A 19235-nucleotide genomic window follows, 5' to 3' on the forward strand; every position below is an offset into this window, starting at 1 on the left:
GGATAGAGAGGTTGCAGCCTATGGTTAAGACATATAGAGGTTTACCGCCAAAGCAAGGGCTTTATGATCCGCAGTTTGAGAAAGACGCGTGCGGAATGGGCTTTGTGGCCAACATCAAGGGTAGGAGGTCGCATTCAATCATACGCCAAGCATTAACCGTGCTGGAAAATATGGAGCATCGCGGCGGTCAGGGGAGTGAACCGAATACGGGAGACGGCGCCGGCATCATGCTGCAAATTCCGCATGCCTTTTTCAAACGCGAGTTAAGCAGGCAGGGGATAGTATTGGATGAGGAAGGAGAGTATGCCGTCGGCATGCTGTTCCTGCCGCAGGATGAAGCGGCTCGCGATATGCAGGAGCAGCGGCTTGCGAGTATCATTCGCGAGGAAGGCCAGATTTTGCTCGGCTGGCGTACGGTACCCGTGAATAACGGGAAGCTTGGCGATTCGGCCAAAGCCGCAATGCCGTATATTCGGCAACTGTTCATCAGGCGTCATCCGGAGCTGAATGACGAACTCGCTTTCGAGCGCAAGTTGTATGTGATTCGCAAGCGCGCGGAGCGGGACATCAGGTACTCGGCTATGGAAGGAAAGGATATGTTCTATTTTTCGAGCCTGTCCTCCAAGAAAATCGTTTATAAAGGCATGCTCACGACCGAACAGGTGCGTTCGTTCTATTCGGAATTAAACGATGAGCTGGTGGAGACGGCCATAGCGCTAGTTCATTCCCGTTTCAGCACGAACACGTTTCCGAGCTGGGAGCGGGCGCATCCCTATCGGTATTTGATCCACAACGGAGAAATCAACACGCTGCGCGGCAACGTAAATGCGATGCATGCGCGTCAATCGTTGTTTGCAAGCGAGCTTTTTGGAGCGGATCTGGATAAGATAATGCCGGTCATTCATCCTGACGGCTCCGATACGGCCATGTTTGACAACACGCTCGAGTTTCTGTACCTAGCTGGACGCCCGCTGAGGCATGCGGCAATGATGATGATACCGGAGCCATGGGTCTATGATGAAAGCATGAGCGAGGAGAAAAAGGCTTTCTATGAATACCACAGCACGCTCATGGAACCGTGGGACGGACCGGCCGCCATGGCTTTCACGGACGGCACCCAAATAGGCGCTATGCTGGATCGGAACGGCTTGCGTCCCGCCCGTTATTATGTTACGAAGGACGACCATATCATTCTAGGTTCCGAGGCCGGGACAGTTGAAATTCCGCCGGAAAATATTTTGTATAAAGACCGCCTGAGGCCAGGTCGAATGCTGCTAGTAGACACGAGGCTGGGACGAATCATTTCTGATGAGGAGGCGAAAACGAAGATCGTGTCCGATCAGCCTTACCTCAGCTGGCTTGGCGAGCATCTTATTGATCTAGGCGAGCTGCCGGAAGCGCCGGAGGTACCTGAGCCTGAGCATCACACGATAAGGCAGCGCCAGCTTGCATTTGGCTATTCATACGAGGGGCTGCGAAAAGTGCTTGAGCCGATGGCCCGCGGCGGTGCGGAGCCGATCGGGTCGATGGGCTATGACGCTCCGCTCGCGGTACTGTCGGAACGCCCGCAAAGGCTCTATAACTACTTTAGGCAGCTGTTTGCCCAGGTTACCAATCCTCCGATTGATGCTATCCGAGAGGAAATGATTACGTCGACGTATACGACTATCGGGCCGGAGCGAAATCTGCTCAATCCGGGGCCGGAGAGCTGCAGGCATATTCGCCTGGATACACCGGTCTTATCGAATGAAGAGTTCGCTAAGCTGCGGCATGTACGAAGACAAGGCTTTAAATGTATGACTTTGCCTATTTATTTCTCTACAAGCGATGGTGAAGCGAGCTTGCGGACGGCGCTGGCGCAAATGCGCGAAGCGGCCGATCGTGTGATCGCAAAAGGCCATAATATCCTGATCCTATCCGACCGCGGAATCGATAAGGACAATGCGGCTATTCCAGCCCTGCTCGCGGTTTCTGCGCTGCATCATCATCTCATTAAGCAGGGTACCCGGACGAAGGTCAGCATTTTGCTCGAATCCGGCGAACCGCATGAGGTTCACCATTTTGCTTTGCTTCTTGGCTACGGCGTGAATGCCGTTAATCCATATCTGGCGTTCGAGACGCTGGATGATATGATCCGTCAGGGAATCCTTCATTCTATCTCTCGTGAAACGGCAGTCAAAAACTTCATTAAAGCAGTGACGAAAGGCATTATTAAAATTACATCCAAAATGGGGATTTCGACCATTCAATCGTATCGCGGAGCACAGATCTTTGAAGCGCTGGGCCTTAAGAATGAGCTTGTAGATGAATATTTCACATGGACGCCGTCCCGTATCGGCGGCATCGGCCTCGATGTAATTGCGAAGGATACGCTGAAGCAGCATCTGCACGGGTTTAGCGTACGGGAAGGCCAAGAGACGGAGCTCGACTCAAGCGGGGAATATCAGTGGCGCAAAGACGGGGAAGCCCATATGTACAATCCGCAGACCGTTCATTTGCTTCAACAATCTGCCCGCAGCAACGACTACAAGATGTACAAGGAGTTCTCCCGGCTTGTAAGAGGGGAGGACAAACAAAATATGACGCTGCGCTCGCTGCTCAGCTTTAAATCATTGCGTCCACCGATATCCATCGATGAGGTGGAACCGGCCCAGTCGATCGTGACGCGCTTTAAAACCGGAGCCATGTCATTCGGTTCTATCAGCAAGGAGGCGCATGAAAGCCTTGCGGTCGCCATGAACCGGCTCGGCGGCAAATCGAATACCGGGGAAGGCGGCGAAGATCCTGCAAGATTCGTGCGCAGCGAGAATGGTGATTCGAAGCGCAGCGCGATCAAGCAGGTTGCTTCGGGACGGTTCGGAGTCACGAGCCATTACCTGGTCAATGCGGATGAAATCCAAATCAAAATGGCGCAGGGCGCAAAGCCCGGGGAAGGCGGACAGCTGCCCGGCAGCAAAGTGTATCCATGGGTCGCGGAGGTGCGCGGCTCAACTCCGGGCGTTGGACTTATTTCACCGCCGCCGCATCATGACATTTATTCTATCGAAGACTTGGCGGAGCTCATCCACGATCTGAAAAATGCTAACCCTCGCGCCCGCCTTAACGTCAAGCTCGTATCCGAGGTTGGCGTAGGCACGATAGCGGCGGGTGTTGCCAAAGGCCGTGCGGATGTTATTGTGATCAGCGGAAGCGACGGCGGAACAGGCGCCTCCCCGATGGCTTCCATCCGTCATGCAGGTCTGCCATGGGAGCTTGGGCTGGCTGAAACGCATCAGACGCTTATGCTGAATAAGCTTCGCGACCGGGTTACGATTGAAACGGACGGTAAAATGCTGACCGGCTATGATGTAGCGATTGCGGCCTTATTGGGGGCCGAAGAGTATGGCTTCTCAACGGCTCCGCTTGTCGTTCTTGGCTGCGTCATGATGAGGGTTTGCCATCTCAATACTTGTCCGGTGGGCATTGCAACGCAAAATCCCGAGCTCCGAAAAAACTTTAAAGGAGATCCGGCTCATGTTGTCCATTACATGCGGTTTCTGGCAGAGGAATTACGGGAGATTATGGCCGAGCTCGGATTCCGTACGGTCAACGAAATGGTAGGACGGGTAGAGCAGCTCGAGACCAAAAATCTCATTCATCATTATAAAGCAAAAGGCATTGATTTGAACGGGCTGCTATATGAGCCAAAGGTACACGAAGATGCTAAGCGCTACTGTATCCAAGAACAAAATCACGGTCTTGATCAATCGTTGGATATGCAGCGGCTGCTGCCGCTGGCCGAGCCCGCTCTGGAAAGAGGGGAAAGAGTTAGGGAAATGCTGCCCATTCATAATGTGAATCGCGTGGTCGGTACGATCCTGGGCAGCGAGGTGACCAGGCGTTACGGACTGCAAGGATTGCCGGAGGATACGATTCGATTCGACTTTGCCGGTTCCGCGGGACAAAGCTTTGGCGCATTCGTTCCGAGCGGGATTACCTTGTCGGTTGAAGGCGATGCGAATGATTATATCGGAAAGGGACTATGCGGCGGTAAAATCATAGTCGCGCCATCCAGCAAGGCAACATTTTCTGCCGAGCAAAATGTCATTATCGGAAATACGGCTTTTTATGGCGCTACTAGCGGCGAAGCTTATATTCGAGGAATTGCGGGCGAACGCTTCGCCGTCCGCAACAGCGGCTCGAAGATTGTCGTGGAAGGCGTGGGAGATCACGGCTGCGAATATATGACAGGCGGTTGCGTTGTCGTGCTAGGCGGCACCGGCCGAAATTTCGCGGCGGGCATGTCAGGCGGGATTGCCTATATCCTAGACGAATCCCGCGATTTTTATAAGCGCTGCAATCTGGAGATGGTGCTGCTAGAGCGTCTTGAGGACGAGAGGGACGTCGCTGATTTGCGCACCCTGATCGAACGTCATGTGATGTATACCAACAGCGAGCTGGGCTCGCGAGTTCTTGAGAAGTGGGATTCATCGCTGGATGCTTTCGTCAAAGTGATCCCGAAGGACTACAAACGGATGCTTGAGCAAATTCGCAAGGCAGAGCAATCCGGCTTAAGTGGAGATGACGCTCTTTTGGCCGCTTTTGAAGCGAATGCTAGAGAGCTCGCCCGTTCCAGGGGCAATTAACAGCATAAATAAGGGAGGGAAGCTGTATGGGGTGCATACGTAAAAAAGTCGTCATTGTCGGCGGAGGCATAACGGGATTGAGTGCTGCCTACTATGTTAAAAAACTGTTCGAGGAACATCATATGCCCTTTGATCTTACGCTCGTTGAGAAAAGCGACCAGCTGGGAGGAAAGATACGAACACGGCACCGGGATGGCTTTGTAATCGAGCAAGGACCCGATTCCTTTATGTCGCGGAAGCTTCCGATCATTGCGTTAACAAGAGAGCTTGGGCTTGAGGATGAATTAACGGCAACGAATCCTAAAGCAAAGACCAATTATATTTTGCATAAGAGCCGGCTCCACCGCATGCCGCCGGGGCTTATACTCGGCGTCCCTACAGAAGTGGCTCCCTTTATAAAAACGGGTTTAATATCCCCGATCGGCAAAGCTCGTGCCGCCCTCGATTTGCTGCTGCCGAGGAAAAAGGGGGGGAATGATGAATCGCTTGGCGCCTTCATAGAGCGGAGATTGGGAAAAGAGGTGCTAGAGCATATTACGTAGCCGCTTCTGGCTGGTATTTATGCAGGGGATACGGGGGCTTTAAGCCTCAAAGCGACATTTCCGCAGTTTCATGAGCTGGAACAAAAGCATAGAAGCCTCATATTAGGGATGCTGTCAGGAAAAAAAAGGAATCCTTCTCTGAACGAGCTGCCGGATATAGCAAGAAAAAGCATGTTTCTGACCTATAAGGGAGGATTGGAAACGTTAGTCAATCGCCTGATCGAGGTATTGCAGCCTTCGCAGCTTATTACGGGACAAAGGGTTGTCGGAATTGACAGAGATGAAGAACGGGGGTATCGCGTAAGACTTGAGCAAGGTCTGGAAATGAAGACGGACGGCTTGATTATGGCATCGCCCGCTTATCATACGTCAGAGCTGCTGCCGAATCTTCCGGCATTGAAGTGGCTGAAACAAATTCCTTATGTATCGGTAGCCAATATCGTTCTGGCCTTTAACCGCGAAGATATCGGTTTCCCGCTAAACGGCTCCGGATTTGTCGTGCCGCGCAGTGAAGGCCGCACGATTACGGCTTGTACGTGGACCTCTTCGAAATGGCTTCATACCGCGCCAAAAGGGAAAGTGCTTATAAGAACCTATGTCGGCCGTGCCGGAGCACAGGAATGGGTCCAGCTTACGGACGGACAGCTGCTGGAAAAGGTGCGCAGCGATCTGAAAGATATGATGAGCATAAAGGCAGAGCCTATTTTTCATGAAATAACGAGATTAATGCAATCGATGCCCCAGTACCCGTTAAGCCATCTTGAGCAATTGAAGAGAGTAAGGCATGGGCTCGAATGCGAGCTGCCGGGAATATTCCTTTGCGGAGCGGGGTATGAGGGCGTTGGCATTCCCGATTGTATCCGGCAGGGCAAGCAGGCAGCTGAGCAGATGTTCAACTATATGAAATCGCTGTAAGAAGCGATGCCGGTCGCAGGGCCAATTGTATGACGAGGCTGTCGAGGAGAACCCAGGCGCAGCGCTTCTAGGTTCTCCTTCATCATACCACTCCCATTGGGATTACATTATTCCATAATTTGATCGGCGATATCCAAATAGATTCGCCCGATCGAGCTATCTTCTTTATAAACGGACGGCGCATCTTTCGGTTCGTAAGAGCGGCCGCCTTGTACACCCAGCGGGATTTGCGCAAGCAGTTTGGTTTTCAGTTGGCTGGCAAGGTCCGCTCCGCCGCCTTGACCAAAAGGATACTCCTTGATTCCACACTTTCCGCACTCCATATAAGCCATATTTTCGATGACTCCCAAAATCTCATGGTTTGTTTTATTCGCCATCATTCCTGCTCTCGCTGCAACATGAGCAGCGGTAGCGTTAGGCGTAGTAACAATAATCTCTTTACTTTCGGGCAGCATTTGGTGAATGTCGAGAGCGATATCGCCAGTGCCAGGCGGTAAATCCAATAAGATAAAATCAATTTCCCCCCAGACCACGTCGGTAAAGAAATGTTCAAGCATTTTGCCAAGCATCGGCCCCCGCCAAATTACCGGGGAGTTATTCTCCACAAAGAAGCCCATGGACATGACTTTGACACCGCAACGTTCCACTGGAAGTATGGTGTTATCCACGGTCTTTGGCCGTTCTTTGATCCCCATCATATTCGGGATGCTGAATCCGTAAATATCGGCATCAATGACGCCGACCTTTTTCCCTCTTCTGGTGAGAGCTATGGCCAAGTTTACGGTCGCCGTTGACTTTCCTACACCGCCTTTGCCGCTTGCGATAGTGATAAACTGAACATCTTTTCTCTTATTCAGCGCTTGATCTTTCTCTTCTTGGACTGTTGCTTCCGCTGGTTCACGGCTTGAACCTAATTTCATTTCGATTTCTGAGCATTCCAATTGTGACATTATGCGAAATCGAATATGGACGCTCAGATCGCTAAATGGTTTTATAGCTTCAGAGATTTCGTTTTGGTAAATGGCCTTGATCTTTGGCGGGGTATCTTCAGGAATAATAACGGTTAGCATAACCCTATCTTCACGAATCATAATATCACGGATCAAGCTTAAGTCGAGCATGTTCCTATCCCATTTGCGATCTTTCAAATACTGTATGGCGTCCAAAACTTCATCTTTTGTTATCAATATCGCACCTCCCGTTTCACTCATTATATCAACAGGAATTTACAATGAATGTGATTTCTGTCACTTATTTAGAGCTGGAATTGTGCTACTTTAGAATGGTTGGCTCAGCCCAACCAATCTAATAGAGGAAGGAGAGCTGAACATATTATTAATATGAATGGACAGGTAGCAGACCTTAAGAGATGGGTTCCTTCGCGATTCAATGTGATTACATATTCAGATTGTAAGGAACTAATTGTTTACAATAGCTATACAGGTGGAATAGCAACTTTTTCAGATGAAGAAATACCTGTGGTTCTTGCAGCATTAAGAGCTTCAGGAGTAGAAGGGGAGTTGCCAGAGAAGCGTGCAATTTCAGATGTACATATTGCTATGAGTCATTCCTCAGAGGAAATATGACGGATGCGGCTAAATCCGGCTTGCAAAACTATGTGGAAAAACAGGCCGCTCATTACTATCTTACACAGCAAGTATTTCAACAGTTATTGAGCTGGAGTATAAAGAGATTTATGATCACGATTGATGGGCCCGAGGCTACACATGATGCCAGAAGGTTTCTGCGTAATGGAGGAAAGACCTTTTCGCGCATATTCGGTAATTTAAAGGCAATCCGCTAGTTGAGCGATGAGTTTGAAATCCACATCAGAATCAATTTTGATCAGAGCAATTTAGATGAAATAAAGGAGCTTGTGCGGATCATAAGCCAGTTATTTTCCGGGGACAAACGATTTGAAGTTTTTTTTCGGCCTGTCGGGCGATGGGGCGGCAACCATGTTGAACACTTGCCTGTCTGCGATCCAAAAAAGGCGAACTTAAAGATGTGGGAGTTTGCTGCATTTGGATTGGATCACAAACTGGCAATGAGTTCTTTTATTGAAAGCTCCCTGATGCCCGGCGGCTCGGTTTGTTATGCGGCTAAACCGCACTCCCTCGTCGTTGGTTCTAGTGGAAAGCTGTATAAATGTACCGTGGCTCTAGAGGAAGATTCGAATCAAATCGGTCATTTGCATTCCGATGGAACCGCTTACCTGGATTACGATAAGCTGGCGCTGTGGACTACCTCAGGTGAAGAGCAGGATGAACATTGCCGCAGTTGCTTTTACCGACCCGCTTGCCAAGGGAATCATTGTCCTTTGTACAGAATGAGGACAGGATCGCGACCGTGCCCTTTCGAAAAAAGACAAATCAAAAAAGTGTTAAAGCTAATCTGGGAAAATCATCGATAAGGGTTAGGAGGTTTAAACATGCGCGTTATTCGCCCTGCAATTTCTCCGGTTGGAGCAAAAAATACGGGAATACTGACTAAATCTGTACCGGGAAATTTAACCGTATAAGATGTGATGCCTATCACAGAGTCGATACATAGATCAGGCTATAATCAGAATATAAGCGAACGCTTAACAGGAATTTAGTTTTTGAACTCATTTGGAGGTGTGCGATGCTAACATCATTTAATGGTACTGAGAAGATCGGTGATATTGTAACAAGTTTCCCTGGTGCCAGTAACTTGTTTAAGGAGTACAACATTGACTTTTGCTGCGGTGGAAATCGTTCATTGTTAGAAGTGCTTCGACAACAGGATACGAAGGAAGATCTATTTCTTGAAAAGCTTAATCAGAATTACCGTGAGGCAAATCAAAACAAAGATCGCAGCGTGGATTGGCGCGAAAAGTCTTCTAGCGAATTAATGGAGTATGTGATAAATACGCATCATGCCTATCTGCAAAAAGAACTTCCGTTGTTAAGCGAATTTACGACCAAGATTCTTCGTGTTCATGGCTCTACACAGGGAGATGTGCTTTCCAGATTGCACAGACTCTTCCATGAAATGAAAATGGAGCTTGAGCAGCATTTAATTGCAGAGGAGGAGGTTGTATTCCCTCTAATCAGGCAATATGAAGAAAGTCCATCCGGGGATCTTCAAGAGCAAGCGGTCCAAGCTATTCATGATCTTGAGGCTGATCACAGCGGCGTTGGTAATATTCTGAAGGAAATGAGAGAAATAACAAATCAATATGAGCTGCCGGCTGAGGCATGCCGAACCTATACGCTAGCCTTCCAAAAGCTGAAGGAGCTCGAATTGGATTTGTTTGAGCATATCCATTTGGAGAATAACATCTTATTTCCTCGTTTGGAAAAAAATATATAAATGGAATAGAGCCGATCAATGGGTCGGCTCTATTCCATTTTTATCAATAAGGAATATATGGGAGGTAAAGGCAATTGAACATTCCACAAATGCAAATTGCACATATGAGACCAAAATTTCCGATTATCCAAGGGGGAATGGGGGTACGTATCTCCTTAAGCGGATTGGCATCGGCTGTAGCAAATGCTGGAGGAATCGGTATTATTTCTGGAACAGCAATTCCTATCGAGGAATTGAGAAACCATATCCGTAAAGCAAGGGAACTTACAAATGGCAACGGTTATAGGAGTTAACGTGTTGTTTGCGATGAATGATTTTGCAGAAACGATAAAAGCTGCCATGGAAGAAAAGGTGGATTTTATTATTTCCGGAGCCGGATTTTCCCGAGATATGTATGCATGGGGGAGGGATTATAATGTACCCATCATATCTATTGTGTCGTCAGCCAAATTGGCAAAGCTAGCTGAAAAATTAGGTGCCTCTGCTGTAGTCGTAGAAGGCTGTGAAGCGGGTGGACATTTGGGGACGGACAGGCCTTTGTTTGATATTCTTCCAGAAGTGGTAGAGGCCGTGAATATTCCTGTTATCGCTGCCGGAGGCATACTTTATGGACAGGATGTAGCCAAAGCCATTCAAATGGGTGCTGCCGGAGTACAGATCGGAACCCGTTTTGTCGCGAGCATCGAATGCGATGCGCATCAGTCAGTGAAGCAAAAGTATGTAGATTGTAATGAGGGTGATACCGTACTCGTGAAAACTACGGTTGGTTTGCAAGGTCGGGCGATTAAAAATCAATTTACGGCATTGATCAGCGGAGGTAAAAAGTTAAAGATTGCTAAGTGCTATGACTGCCTTAAACATTGTTCCTATCAATTTTGCACATTGGATTCCCTCATAAAGACGACCTTAGGGGATACGGATACCGGGCTGGTTTTTGCCGGCGCTAGAGTTCACGAAATAAAAGATATATTACCTGTACAAGTCATAGTTGATAATATTATAAAAGAATATGAGTTGGCTATTCATGGAGGACTCGAGAATGTTTGCCCAACAGCTTAGCTCGAAACGATCGGATACGATTGAAATCAAATTATCTGCTATGGGACAGGATATCGTGTTTCTTGTTACAGGGGGTGCAGCCCACATCGGAGCAGTAGCAACAGCGTATGTATCGGATGATAAGCATACCATTGTAAATGTTCTTTCGCTTCCCGGCCATCGTGAGGGGGACCTGGCGTCCGAATTGGCAGAGACGGCGGCTCTTGCCATAGGCCATACAGTTGCTGTATTGGTCGGTATCCATTTGGATTCTCCCGCAAGGGGGGACATTGAGGCCATCGTTGAAGAAGCTAGAGCGAAGATGAAGCAACTGCTTGATTGTAGTGAGTGGCAGTGTGATAAAGATCATAGTGAGAAGCGAGTCGTTTACTTATAATGAGGTTAATTCACAGACCAAGAAGGGCTATAAGCCTTCTTAGCTTAAATTACAGGAGGAGAACAGGATGAAGAAGTGGATGTTGGCTATGTGTCTAATCGTAGCAGTCGTATTGATTGTGTCAGCATGCGGCAAAGCGGAGGAGAGCAAGGGAGAAACGAATACAAATGCAAATGCTAACGTAAGCGGAGCGGTGAAGGAGTTTACGATCGATGCCAAAAATTTCGAATTCGATCTAAAAGAAATCAAGGTAAACAAAGGCGATACAGTAAAGCTGACCCTAAAAAACTCGCAAGGTAATCACGCCGTTGTAGTGGAAGGCTATAAGAAAGAAGTGCAAGGCAATAAAACCATTTCGTTTGTTGCCGACAAAACCGGAGAGTTTGCTTACATATGTTCGATTTTCTGCGGGGCGGGCCATAATAAAATGACCGGTAAATTAATTGTTGAATAAATAGCGTTGAAAGTGAGGACGCCGCCTTCCTGCATGTTTTGCCGCTTGCATGCCGATTTTTTAACAACAATAGCTGCTGTATACGTCTGCCCTCATCATGTTCGCGTGGTGGGGGCTGTTTTTTGACGGCAATCGCAATAAAAAAGACACAAACAATTGAGAGCATTTGTGATCATTATCACAGATACCGAGACATCGTTGAACGTACAATAATTACAACGAAAAAAAGTTGGAAACGGGGGTATACAGGATGGGAAAGAAACCGAAGCCATTGCAATCTCACGAAGAACATTCACTTAAGGGAACGTTTGTATCCGTAATGCTTTTGGGAGGTTTTCTTATCGTCACATGGCTTAGCGTATTTATATTATTTTTATATAGGGGGTAATGAAACATGCATATTCATCGGTTGGAGAAAATTTGGATCATGTTTGGGATCACGATGCTCATTGTGTTCCTTGGAGTAATAGGGGTAGGCGCATTTGCGATGGGCATGCAGCCACCGACCGGACATCACCATTCGATCGATCCGGAGAAAGTGGATGAAACGGCTCCTTTCGATAACCCTGGCTTAGAGAGGATCGGAGAGAACGAGTATAACGCCTACATGGTGGCGTTTGCATTCGGGTACAAGCCGGAAAAGCTGGAAGTGCCTGCAGGAGCGACAATTCATTTTCAAATTACGAGCAGCGATGTCGTTCATGGCTTTCAAATTCCGGGGACAAATGTGAATATGATGGTTGTTCCGGGCGAGGTCAACCATTTGAGCTATACCTTTGACAAACCGGGCGAATATTTGATCCTTTGCAATGAGTATTGCGGAGCCGGACACGAATATATGTCCACAACGATTATAGTGAAATAGAAGGGATGATCAAGATGCTTCAACAGAGTCTTACAGGCTTTGACCGCAGAGATTCGAATATTGTTCTCGCGCATCTCATTGTGGCGTTCAGCGCACTGCTTCTAGGAGGCATAGCCGGGGTGCTGCAGGGGTTAGTACGAGGCGGCATGATTACGCTTCCTGCCGGAATTGGCTACTACCAGCTGCTTACTGCGCATGGCGTTTTAATGGCGTTAATTTTCACGACTTTTTTCATTATTGGATTTTTGTATTCGGGTGTGGCTAAGACTCTGGGTGGAAAGCTTCTCCCTCTAGCGAGACGGCTCGGCTGGGCGGGTTTTCTACTCATGACGATAGGAACGGCGATCGCTACGATTGTAATCCTGCTCAACAAAGCGACGGTGCTCTATACTTTTTATGCTCCGATGAAGGCTTCTCCGTATTTTTATATTGCGCTAGCTCTCGTTGTGGTGGGCAGCTGGCTGAGCGGCTTCGGTATCTTTTATCAATATCGCTGCTGGAGAAAGAAACATCAGGGGAAACTGTCTCCCTTGTTTTCATTCATGGCCGTTGTAACGATGCTAATGTGGCTTGTTGCGACGATTGGTGTAGCGGCCACGGTGCTCCTGCAATTTATTCCTTGGTCGTTCGGATGGGTAGATAAAATAGATGTGATGGTCAGCCGCACCTTGTTCTGGTATTTTGGACATCCTTTAGTTTATTTCTGGCTGCTGCCCGCCTATATTTACTGGTATGTCATTATTCCTAAAATAATTGGAGGCAAAATTTTCAGTGATGCGCTTGCAAGGCTCTCTTTTTTGCTGTTATTGCTGTTTTCGATTCCCGTCGGTTTTCATCATCAGCTCATGGAGCCCGGCATTTCACCGCTTTGGAAATACATTCAGGTCGTACTGACTTTTATGGTTGTCGTCCCTTCGCTCATGACCGCATTCTCATTATTCGCGACATTCGAGCTGAACGGCAGGTCAAAAGGAACAAAAGGCTTGTTTGGTTGGCTTAAGGTACTGCCTTGGAAGGATGTGCGCTTCTTTGCTCCTTTTATGGGGATGCTGATCTTTATTCCGGCAGGCGCAGGCGGGATCATCAACGCAAGCAATCAGATGAACGGAGTCGTGCATAATACGCTTTGGGTCACGGGCCATTTCCATTTGACGGTTGCAACCAGTGTGGCGCTTACCTTCTTCGGTATTGCTTACTGGCTAATTCCAGCGATTACCAATCGGGTGCTTACGCCGGGAATGAATCGCTTAGGTATCATTCAAACGATACTCTGGCTCGCAGGCATGTTCTTCATGTCCGGCTCGATGCATACGGTTGGGCTATTCGGATCACCGCGGCGTACCGCGTATACGACGTATCAGGATCACCCCGACGCTTTATTGTGGATGCCTTATCACGTTGTGATGGCTATTGGAGGTACAATCTTATTTATTGCCGTTTTACTCATGATCTATAACGTGGTTGCCCTTTTGCGAGCTCCTAAAGGTTTTACGGAGTACCCGATCGGCGAGGCAATGGAAACCGCAGAGCAAACCCCAAAATTATTTGAACGGTGGCGGGTATGGATGGGATTGCTGATTATCTTGATCTTATTCGCGTATGCGATCCCGTTTATTGATATGTTGAACAGCTCGGGACCAGGCTCGAAGCCGTGGATCACCTGGTAGGAAGACAACAGGATCATGATCATCTATATATACAATTTCTTCTGATAGCTGAGGAGAAATTGTTTTTTTTTTTGAACACTAATCACGGATCGGCCTTGATGTGATAAACGTCACAGCGATCAAGGTGCGACGGTGGTTTAATGAGAATAGAAAATAAAGACGAGGAGAATTTGCTATGAAAATTGCCTTTGCAACAAAATTCGCGAAAATGTACTTTCTGACAATAGTTTCACTTCTTGTCCTAGTTTATAGCGGAACTCGGTTTTTCACGCATATCGATCTGGCGCTATATGGATATATGGTCGGTACAATCGTATTTATTGGCGGTTTCTTCTATCGTTTTATTGCCTGGGCGGAGAGGCCTCCAACCAAATTAATCATTAAGAAGGGCATCAAGCTGTTATTTCGTAAAAGCACTCCGCAAACCTCGGTCGAGCATTTGGCTACCTATCGTTTCATTTGGAATCGCGGTGTGTATCGTTGGACGCAGCATGTGCTGCTAGGCTGGGGCTGCATTCTCTCGGCATTCGTCACTTTTCCTCTGGTCTTCGGATGGATGTATTTCACGATGGATGACAACGGCATGTATACGGTTGTCGGTTTCGGACTCGATTTAATGAGGGTGAAGGCCGACGGGTGGATTGCCTTTCTCTTTTACAATGCTTTAAATATTACAGCGTTTATGGTCATTGCCGGCGTATGCATGGCGTTGTACCGCCGCATCAAAAATATGCAGGCAAGAGCGGAACAAACATTCGTTTACGACTTTCTTCCGCTATACTTGCTTCTGTTTATCAGTATTACCGGTTTAATGCTGACCGGCAGCAATATCTTCCTTCATGGATGGGGGCATCCGGTCATCACCTTGATTCACCAGTGGTCTGTCATCCTGACCCTGATTTATTTGCCTTTCGGCAAGCTGGCGCATATTCCAATCCGTCCACTCAGCGTGTTCGCTAAAAACTATCGCGAGCATTATGGCAAGCAGCAGATGAAGGCATGCAAGGTGTGCGGTACCGGCTTCGTTTCTGCGGAGCAATCGAGCGATGTCATTCAAGTGCTGAAGCAAAATGATATCGAGTTTGCCATGAAGGACGGTTTTCACCTGGCTGAGCTGTGCCTTCCTTGCAGACGCAAATACCGCATGTCGAGATTCGCTGGAGTCCCAACCCACCAGATCAAGGTCAAGGAGGCCAACCAGAATGCTAAAGGATAAATTTTACAAAGAAATACCAAACATCCATCATCCTAAAGAAAAATTAGTTCCGACTCACTGCTCATATTGCGGCATGCAATGCGGTATGAATTTAAGAGTAGATACAGATAAAAACACCATCATCGGTGTGGAGCCCAGATATGACTGGCCGGTGACACTGGGCAAAATGTGTCCCAAAGGCGTTACGGCTTATCAGCAGACGAACCATGATGACCGCTTGCTGCGGCCATTGATCCGGGATGACGCGTCGAAGAAAGGAACGAAGGAAGGGTTTCGGGAAGCAAGCTGGGAAGAGGCTTACGATCTGATCGTGCATAAATTTAAAGCGCTGCAGGCTCAGTATGGCAAAGATTCGTTATCTGTCTACAGCGGAGTGTCGATGACGAATGAAAAGTGCTATCTAACCGGAAAGTTTGCAAGGGTCGCCTTGCAGACACGCTACATTGATTATAACGGCCGTTTCTGCATGTCGAGCGCAGCGGCAGGATTTCTTAGAAGCTTTGGTGTAGACCGCGGTTCTACACTGCCTTGGACGGATATTCACGAAACGGATTGCTTGTTTATCGCGGGCAGCAACACGGCGGAATGTCATCCTACATCCATGTTTCGGGTTTGGGAGGTGCAAAATCGCGGAGGCTACCTGATTGTTGTAGACCCGAGGGAAACGCCGCTCGCGAGGCGGGCTGACATTCATTTGGATCTTAAGCCGGGAACCGATCTGGCTCTGGCGAACTGTATGGTTAATCTTCTCATTCAGAATGGTTATGCGGATGAAACGTTCGTTCAGGCCCATACGAACGGCTTCGAAGAAACAAAGGAGCTCGTCAGCAAGTTTACGCCGGAATATACGAGTGAAATAACAGGCGTAGCGCCTGACAAATTGATTCGCGCGGCAGAGATTTACGGAAAGGCGCCGAATGCGATCGTTATGTTTGCCCGCGGAATCGAGCAGCAGACCAGAGGATCGGATAATGTATCGGCCTACACCAATATGTGCTTGGTTACGGGGAAGATCGGTCGTCCTAAATCGGGCGTTGCTACGCTAACAGGACAAGGAAACGGCCAAGGGGGGCGCGAGCATGGCCAGAAGGCGGATGCGCTGCCGGGCTACCGCAAGATAACGAATCCGAAGCATGTTAGAGAGGTATGCAACGTATGGGGGATTGAGCCGGAAGAAATGCCGCAGCCTGGGGTATCTGCCTATGAAATGTTTGATTTAATGCAAAATAAAACGATCAGAGGCCTGTACCTGCTCTGTTCGAATCCCGCGGTATCGGCGCCTAATTTAAATTATGTCAAAGCGGCATTGAAAAATTTGGACTTTATGGTTTGTGCGGACATATTCTTATCCGAATCGGCCGAATTCGCCGATGTTGTGCTTCCTTCCGTCACATGGTCGGAGGATGAAGGAACGGTAACCAATTTGGAAGGCAGAATTATTAAAATCAACAAAGCCCAGGAGCCAATTGGCGAATCGAAGCCGGACTGGTTAATTGAGGTCGAGCTTGCGGAACGGCTGGGCCGTGGCAAATACTTCTCTCATCTAACGTCGGCCGAAAAGGTGGCGGAGGAATTCCGATTAGCCTCCAAAGGCGGATATGCGGATTACTACGGCGCGACATGGGATAAAATCGAGAAGCAAAATGGTGTTTTCTGGCCCTGCAAGGATAAAGACGATATGGGAACGCCATATATGTTCCTTGATCAGCAATATTACCATTCGGATGGAAAAGCCCTGATTTGCGCGCTTCCCTACCGTCCCCCGGCCGAGGAGCCTTGCGAGCAATATCCGCTTCGCTTAACGACGGGAAGGGTAGTCTATCACTATCTATCCGGGAATCAGACACGAAGAATACAATTCCTGCATGATATGTGTCCGGAGCCTTATGTGGAGGTTCATCCGGAAACAGCAAGGCAGTACGGCATCGAGCATGATGAAGTCGTGCGATTGTTCACGCGGCGCGGAGAGGCGCATTTTAAGGTGATGATAATAGAAGCGATCCGTAAGGACACTGTTTTCGTTCCATACCATTTCGGTCACGAGCAGTCGATTAATTTATTGACCATTCCTGCTCTGGATCCGATGTCCCGTATGCCTGAGTTTAAAGTTTGTGCGGCTCAAATTGAAAAAATCGCAGTTGGAGGGGAGGCAGTACGATGAAGAAATTACTTTATATCGAAATGGACAACTGTATTGGCTGCCGGAGCTGTCTGGCGGCATGCACGCAGTGCGGCGGCCATGATGAGCGCAACCGCAATTATGTATATGATGTCAATCCGCTGGTGAATCGGCAAACGATACCGCTTATGTGCCTGCACTGCGTTAATCCTGCGTGTGCCAGAAGCTGTCCGGCGCAAGCCATACAGATTACACCGGAAGGCGCCGTATTGTCCGCGATGGTAGAGAAATGCATCGGCTGCCAGAACTGTACGATTGCTTGTCCGTACGGTATCCCGAAATTTGACGAAGAGCAGAATTTGATGTACAAGTGCGACCTCTGCTATGACCGGACCAAAGAAGGAATACCTCCTATGTGCGCATCCGTGTGTCCGACAAATACGCTGCAATGGATCACAGAGGATGAACTGGCGATGAAACAAGAGCAGCACCGTCTTGGAAAATGGCTCTCCAGCCATCAGCCTTTCGATCCGCTGGAAGGAGAGACGAATGTGAAGATCAGTCTCCCCGGTATTTTGCAAGGTAAACAAAAGCTATTTTAAGGGGGATTAGCAAATGGAAAAGGATAAAGGCAAAAATAATAAGATTCCGTTTGATGAAGATAATTACACCCATAACATCCATAAACAGAATGAACGGCTTCTGGATCGGCGCGGGTTTATGAAGACGATGGTTGGCGCAGCGGGCGTATTCGCGGTTTCCACCCTGCCTTGGGGCGGATTGGCGGCCAAAGAACTGATGGGACTTAGCACAAAAAGCCATGCGAAAAAGAAGATTGTCGATATTGCTTCCTTGCCAATAGGCGAAGCGGTTGAATTTTCGTATCCGAGCGAACATGAATCCGCTTTGCTCATTCGATTGGGAGAAAACGAGTACAAGGCGTATCAGAATGCTTGTACGCATTTGAAATGCCCCGTCTTCTGGAGCGGCGAGGAAGAGAAAATGGTCTGCCCTTGTCATCATGGTTACTTTGATCCGAAATCGGGCAAGCCGACGGCAGGCCCGCCTAGAAGGCCGCTTCCCGAAATTGTTACAGCTGTAGAAAACGACGCCGTATTTGCAACGGGAGTGAAACGCTATGAAGCGTAGCTACAGAGGCGTCATATTGTTGTGTATGATCCTATTTTTAAATATCGTCTGTACCCAATATGTGGTCAATCATTATTTCCATCAAAAATACGAGCTGGTTATTTTGTTTTCGGTATTGAATATTGTTCTGTTCCCTATTGCTTTATACATTTATAAGAAGGAAGGTAAAGCAAAATGAACGCGGAGTTCTTTTTGGATTTATGCTTTATACGCGAACATGAACCGGAACCGGAACACCATTTCGAGCAGGCCGTTCAGCAGCAATTAGATCGTCTTTTTTCCGGCATGGGAAGCTGGTATACGGAAGGGAAGCAAGAAAATGATCAAGTAGATATTGTTGTAGCGGAAGTTAAAGGTATGGCGAAGTGGCAGTGTGAGGAGGATATCGTTGCTTATTTAGAAGCGAATGCAGGGCCGCAATTCATGGCCTGGCTGCAAGGCTACCGGATTCAGCTCGATATCAAAGAAGCTCATGAAAGCTGCAGCCATTGCGGCAAAAATTGAAATGGAATCAGAGGGATCATTATGGAATGGGAATGGGAAAAAGGCTTATCCTCGTATTTGGGACGTCCAATAGAGGTGTGGATTGAAGATCATTCGGGAGAAGAGCAAACGAAACCAAAGCCGTATCCATCCTTGTTTGAAGCGAGGGTATCAGACGACCGAAATTTCGTGCAGTTTTATTTGAAGCCTTCGCAGTTCTTAGCCGTCCCTGTATTCGATGAAAACGCAACAAAGCTGGAACAAAGCGGCGACGGAAGACATCATTTTGTTTCTCATGATCTCAAAGGCAAGCTAACCTATTGGATATTTTTTGAGGACGCTTCAGTAGAGTAACTCATTGGACTAGCTCAAGATTATATGGTCAAGCGCATCATCCAGGGGGAATTATTTAATTTCTCCTTTTTTGTC

Annotated in this window: 16 protein-coding genes and 2 pseudogenes; 17 read left to right on the top strand and 1 reads right to left on the bottom strand. The window is 48.0% G+C overall.

Annotated elements, in window-relative coordinates:
- Window positions 1-20: 20 nt before the first annotated feature.
- Window positions 21-4625: a glutamate synthase large subunit gene (gene gltB, locus AC1TPC_RS21435; RefSeq protein ID WP_482068839.1), complete on the top strand. Its 4605-nt coding sequence runs from the start codon at window positions 21-23 to the stop codon at window positions 4623-4625.
- Between the two features lie 26 nt (window positions 4626-4651).
- Window positions 4652-6082 (top strand): annotated as a pseudogene (gene hemY, locus AC1TPC_RS21440) (protoporphyrinogen oxidase).
- 107 nt (window positions 6083-6189) lie between these two features.
- Here the strand turns inward: hemY and AC1TPC_RS21445 are convergent.
- Window positions 6190-7269 (bottom strand): Mrp/NBP35 family ATP-binding protein, encoded by a 1080-nt coding sequence (locus AC1TPC_RS21445; RefSeq protein ID WP_482068840.1) that lies wholly within the window; start codon window positions 7267-7269, stop codon window positions 6190-6192.
- A 99-nt stretch (window positions 7270-7368) separates the two neighbouring features.
- On the opposite strand from AC1TPC_RS21445, the gene AC1TPC_RS21450 reads away from it, so the two are divergent.
- From AC1TPC_RS21450 to AC1TPC_RS21520, 15 genes and pseudogenes are all read left to right on the top strand, one after another.
- On the top strand, window positions 7369-7668 hold the full coding sequence (locus AC1TPC_RS21450; RefSeq protein WP_482068841.1) for a hypothetical protein: 300 nt from the start codon (window positions 7369-7371) through the stop codon (window positions 7666-7668).
- 218 nt (window positions 7669-7886) lie between these two features.
- The gene (locus AC1TPC_RS21455) at window positions 7887-8495 is read left to right on the top strand and encodes an SPASM domain-containing protein (protein ID WP_482068842.1); all 609 of its coding nucleotides are present in this window, start codon (window positions 7887-7889) and stop codon (window positions 8493-8495) included.
- Between the two features lie 212 nt (window positions 8496-8707).
- Window positions 8708-9418: an iron-sulfur cluster repair di-iron protein gene (ric, locus tag AC1TPC_RS21460; protein ID WP_482068843.1), complete on the top strand. Its 711-nt coding sequence runs from the start codon at window positions 8708-8710 to the stop codon at window positions 9416-9418.
- 137 nt (window positions 9419-9555) lie between these two features.
- Window positions 9556-10477: pseudogene (locus AC1TPC_RS21465) on the top strand (NAD(P)H-dependent flavin oxidoreductase).
- A complete protein-coding gene (gene lpdD / locus AC1TPC_RS21470; protein ID WP_482068844.1) occupies window positions 10458-10853 on the top strand; it encodes a prenylated flavin chaperone LpdD in 396 nt (131 codons plus the stop codon). Before AC1TPC_RS21465 ends, lpdD begins: the two are co-directional and overlap by 20 nt.
- Window positions 10854-10920: 67 nt before the next feature.
- On the top strand, window positions 10921-11307 hold the full coding sequence (locus tag AC1TPC_RS21475; protein WP_482068845.1) for a cupredoxin domain-containing protein: 387 nt from the start codon (window positions 10921-10923) through the stop codon (window positions 11305-11307).
- Between the two features lie 394 nt (window positions 11308-11701).
- Window positions 11702-12172: a cytochrome c oxidase subunit II gene (locus AC1TPC_RS21480; protein WP_482068846.1), complete on the top strand. Its 471-nt coding sequence runs from the start codon at window positions 11702-11704 to the stop codon at window positions 12170-12172.
- Window positions 12173-12186: 14 nt separating this feature from the next.
- Window positions 12187-13839: a cbb3-type cytochrome c oxidase subunit I gene (locus tag AC1TPC_RS21485; RefSeq protein ID WP_482068847.1), complete on the top strand. Its 1653-nt coding sequence runs from the start codon at window positions 12187-12189 to the stop codon at window positions 13837-13839.
- Between the two features lie 175 nt (window positions 13840-14014).
- Window positions 14015-15055, top strand: coding sequence for a hypothetical protein (locus AC1TPC_RS21490; protein ID WP_482068848.1), 1041 nt, complete (start codon window positions 14015-14017; stop codon window positions 15053-15055).
- A complete protein-coding gene (locus tag AC1TPC_RS21495) occupies window positions 15042-17216 on the top strand; it encodes a molybdopterin oxidoreductase family protein (protein ID WP_482068849.1) in 2175 nt (724 codons plus the stop codon). The genes AC1TPC_RS21490 and AC1TPC_RS21495 overlap by 14 nt, the downstream gene beginning before the upstream one ends.
- The gene (locus AC1TPC_RS21500; RefSeq protein WP_482068850.1) at window positions 17213-17776 is read left to right on the top strand and encodes a 4Fe-4S dicluster domain-containing protein; all 564 of its coding nucleotides are present in this window, start codon (window positions 17213-17215) and stop codon (window positions 17774-17776) included. The genes AC1TPC_RS21495 and AC1TPC_RS21500 overlap by 4 nt, the downstream gene beginning before the upstream one ends.
- 13 nt (window positions 17777-17789) lie before the next feature.
- Entirely contained in the window at window positions 17790-18323 is a 534-nt protein-coding gene (locus AC1TPC_RS21505; protein ID WP_482068851.1) for a Rieske (2Fe-2S) protein, read from the top strand.
- The gene (locus AC1TPC_RS21510) at window positions 18313-18501 is read left to right on the top strand and encodes a hypothetical protein (RefSeq protein WP_482068852.1); all 189 of its coding nucleotides are present in this window, start codon (window positions 18313-18315) and stop codon (window positions 18499-18501) included. Before AC1TPC_RS21505 ends, AC1TPC_RS21510 begins: the two co-directional genes overlap by 11 nt.
- Window positions 18498-18827: a hypothetical protein gene (locus tag AC1TPC_RS21515; protein WP_482068853.1), complete on the top strand. Its 330-nt coding sequence runs from the start codon at window positions 18498-18500 to the stop codon at window positions 18825-18827. The genes AC1TPC_RS21510 and AC1TPC_RS21515 overlap by 4 nt, the downstream gene beginning before the upstream one ends.
- Before the next feature lie 21 nt (window positions 18828-18848).
- Window positions 18849-19160, top strand: coding sequence for a hypothetical protein (locus AC1TPC_RS21520; RefSeq protein WP_482068854.1), 312 nt, complete (start codon window positions 18849-18851; stop codon window positions 19158-19160).
- The last annotated feature ends 75 nt before the right edge of the window (window positions 19161-19235 follow it).

This window comes from Paenibacillus sp. Y280, from assembly GCF_056786335.1.

Bases quoted from the DNA above. Each gene is read 5' to 3' on its own strand.
- lpdD (WP_482068844.1), top strand. From the start codon at position 10,458: ATGTTTGCCCAACAGCTTAGCTCGAAACGATCGGATACGATTGAAATC.
- AC1TPC_RS21515 (WP_482068853.1), top strand. From the start codon at position 18,498: ATGAACGCGGAGTTCTTTTTGGATTTATGCTTTATACGCGAACATGAA.
- AC1TPC_RS21520 (WP_482068854.1), top strand. From the start codon at position 18,849: ATGGAATGGGAATGGGAAAAAGGCTTATCCTCGTATTTGGGACGTCCA.
- AC1TPC_RS21495 (WP_482068849.1), top strand. From the start codon at position 15,042: ATGCTAAAGGATAAATTTTACAAAGAAATACCAAACATCCATCATCCT.
- ric (WP_482068843.1), top strand. From the start codon at position 8,708: ATGCTAACATCATTTAATGGTACTGAGAAGATCGGTGATATTGTAACA.
- AC1TPC_RS21475 (WP_482068845.1), top strand. From the start codon at position 10,921: ATGAAGAAGTGGATGTTGGCTATGTGTCTAATCGTAGCAGTCGTATTG.
- AC1TPC_RS21505 (WP_482068851.1), top strand. From the start codon at position 17,790: ATGGAAAAGGATAAAGGCAAAAATAATAAGATTCCGTTTGATGAAGAT.
- AC1TPC_RS21500 (WP_482068850.1), top strand. From the start codon at position 17,213: ATGAAGAAATTACTTTATATCGAAATGGACAACTGTATTGGCTGCCGG.
- AC1TPC_RS21510 (WP_482068852.1), top strand. From the start codon at position 18,313: ATGAAGCGTAGCTACAGAGGCGTCATATTGTTGTGTATGATCCTATTT.
- AC1TPC_RS21490 (WP_482068848.1), top strand. From the start codon at position 14,015: ATGAAAATTGCCTTTGCAACAAAATTCGCGAAAATGTACTTTCTGACA.
- AC1TPC_RS21480 (WP_482068846.1), top strand. From the start codon at position 11,702: ATGCATATTCATCGGTTGGAGAAAATTTGGATCATGTTTGGGATCACG.
- gltB (WP_482068839.1), top strand. From the start codon at position 21: ATGGTTAAGACATATAGAGGTTTACCGCCAAAGCAAGGGCTTTATGAT.
- AC1TPC_RS21485 (WP_482068847.1), top strand. From the start codon at position 12,187: ATGCTTCAACAGAGTCTTACAGGCTTTGACCGCAGAGATTCGAATATT.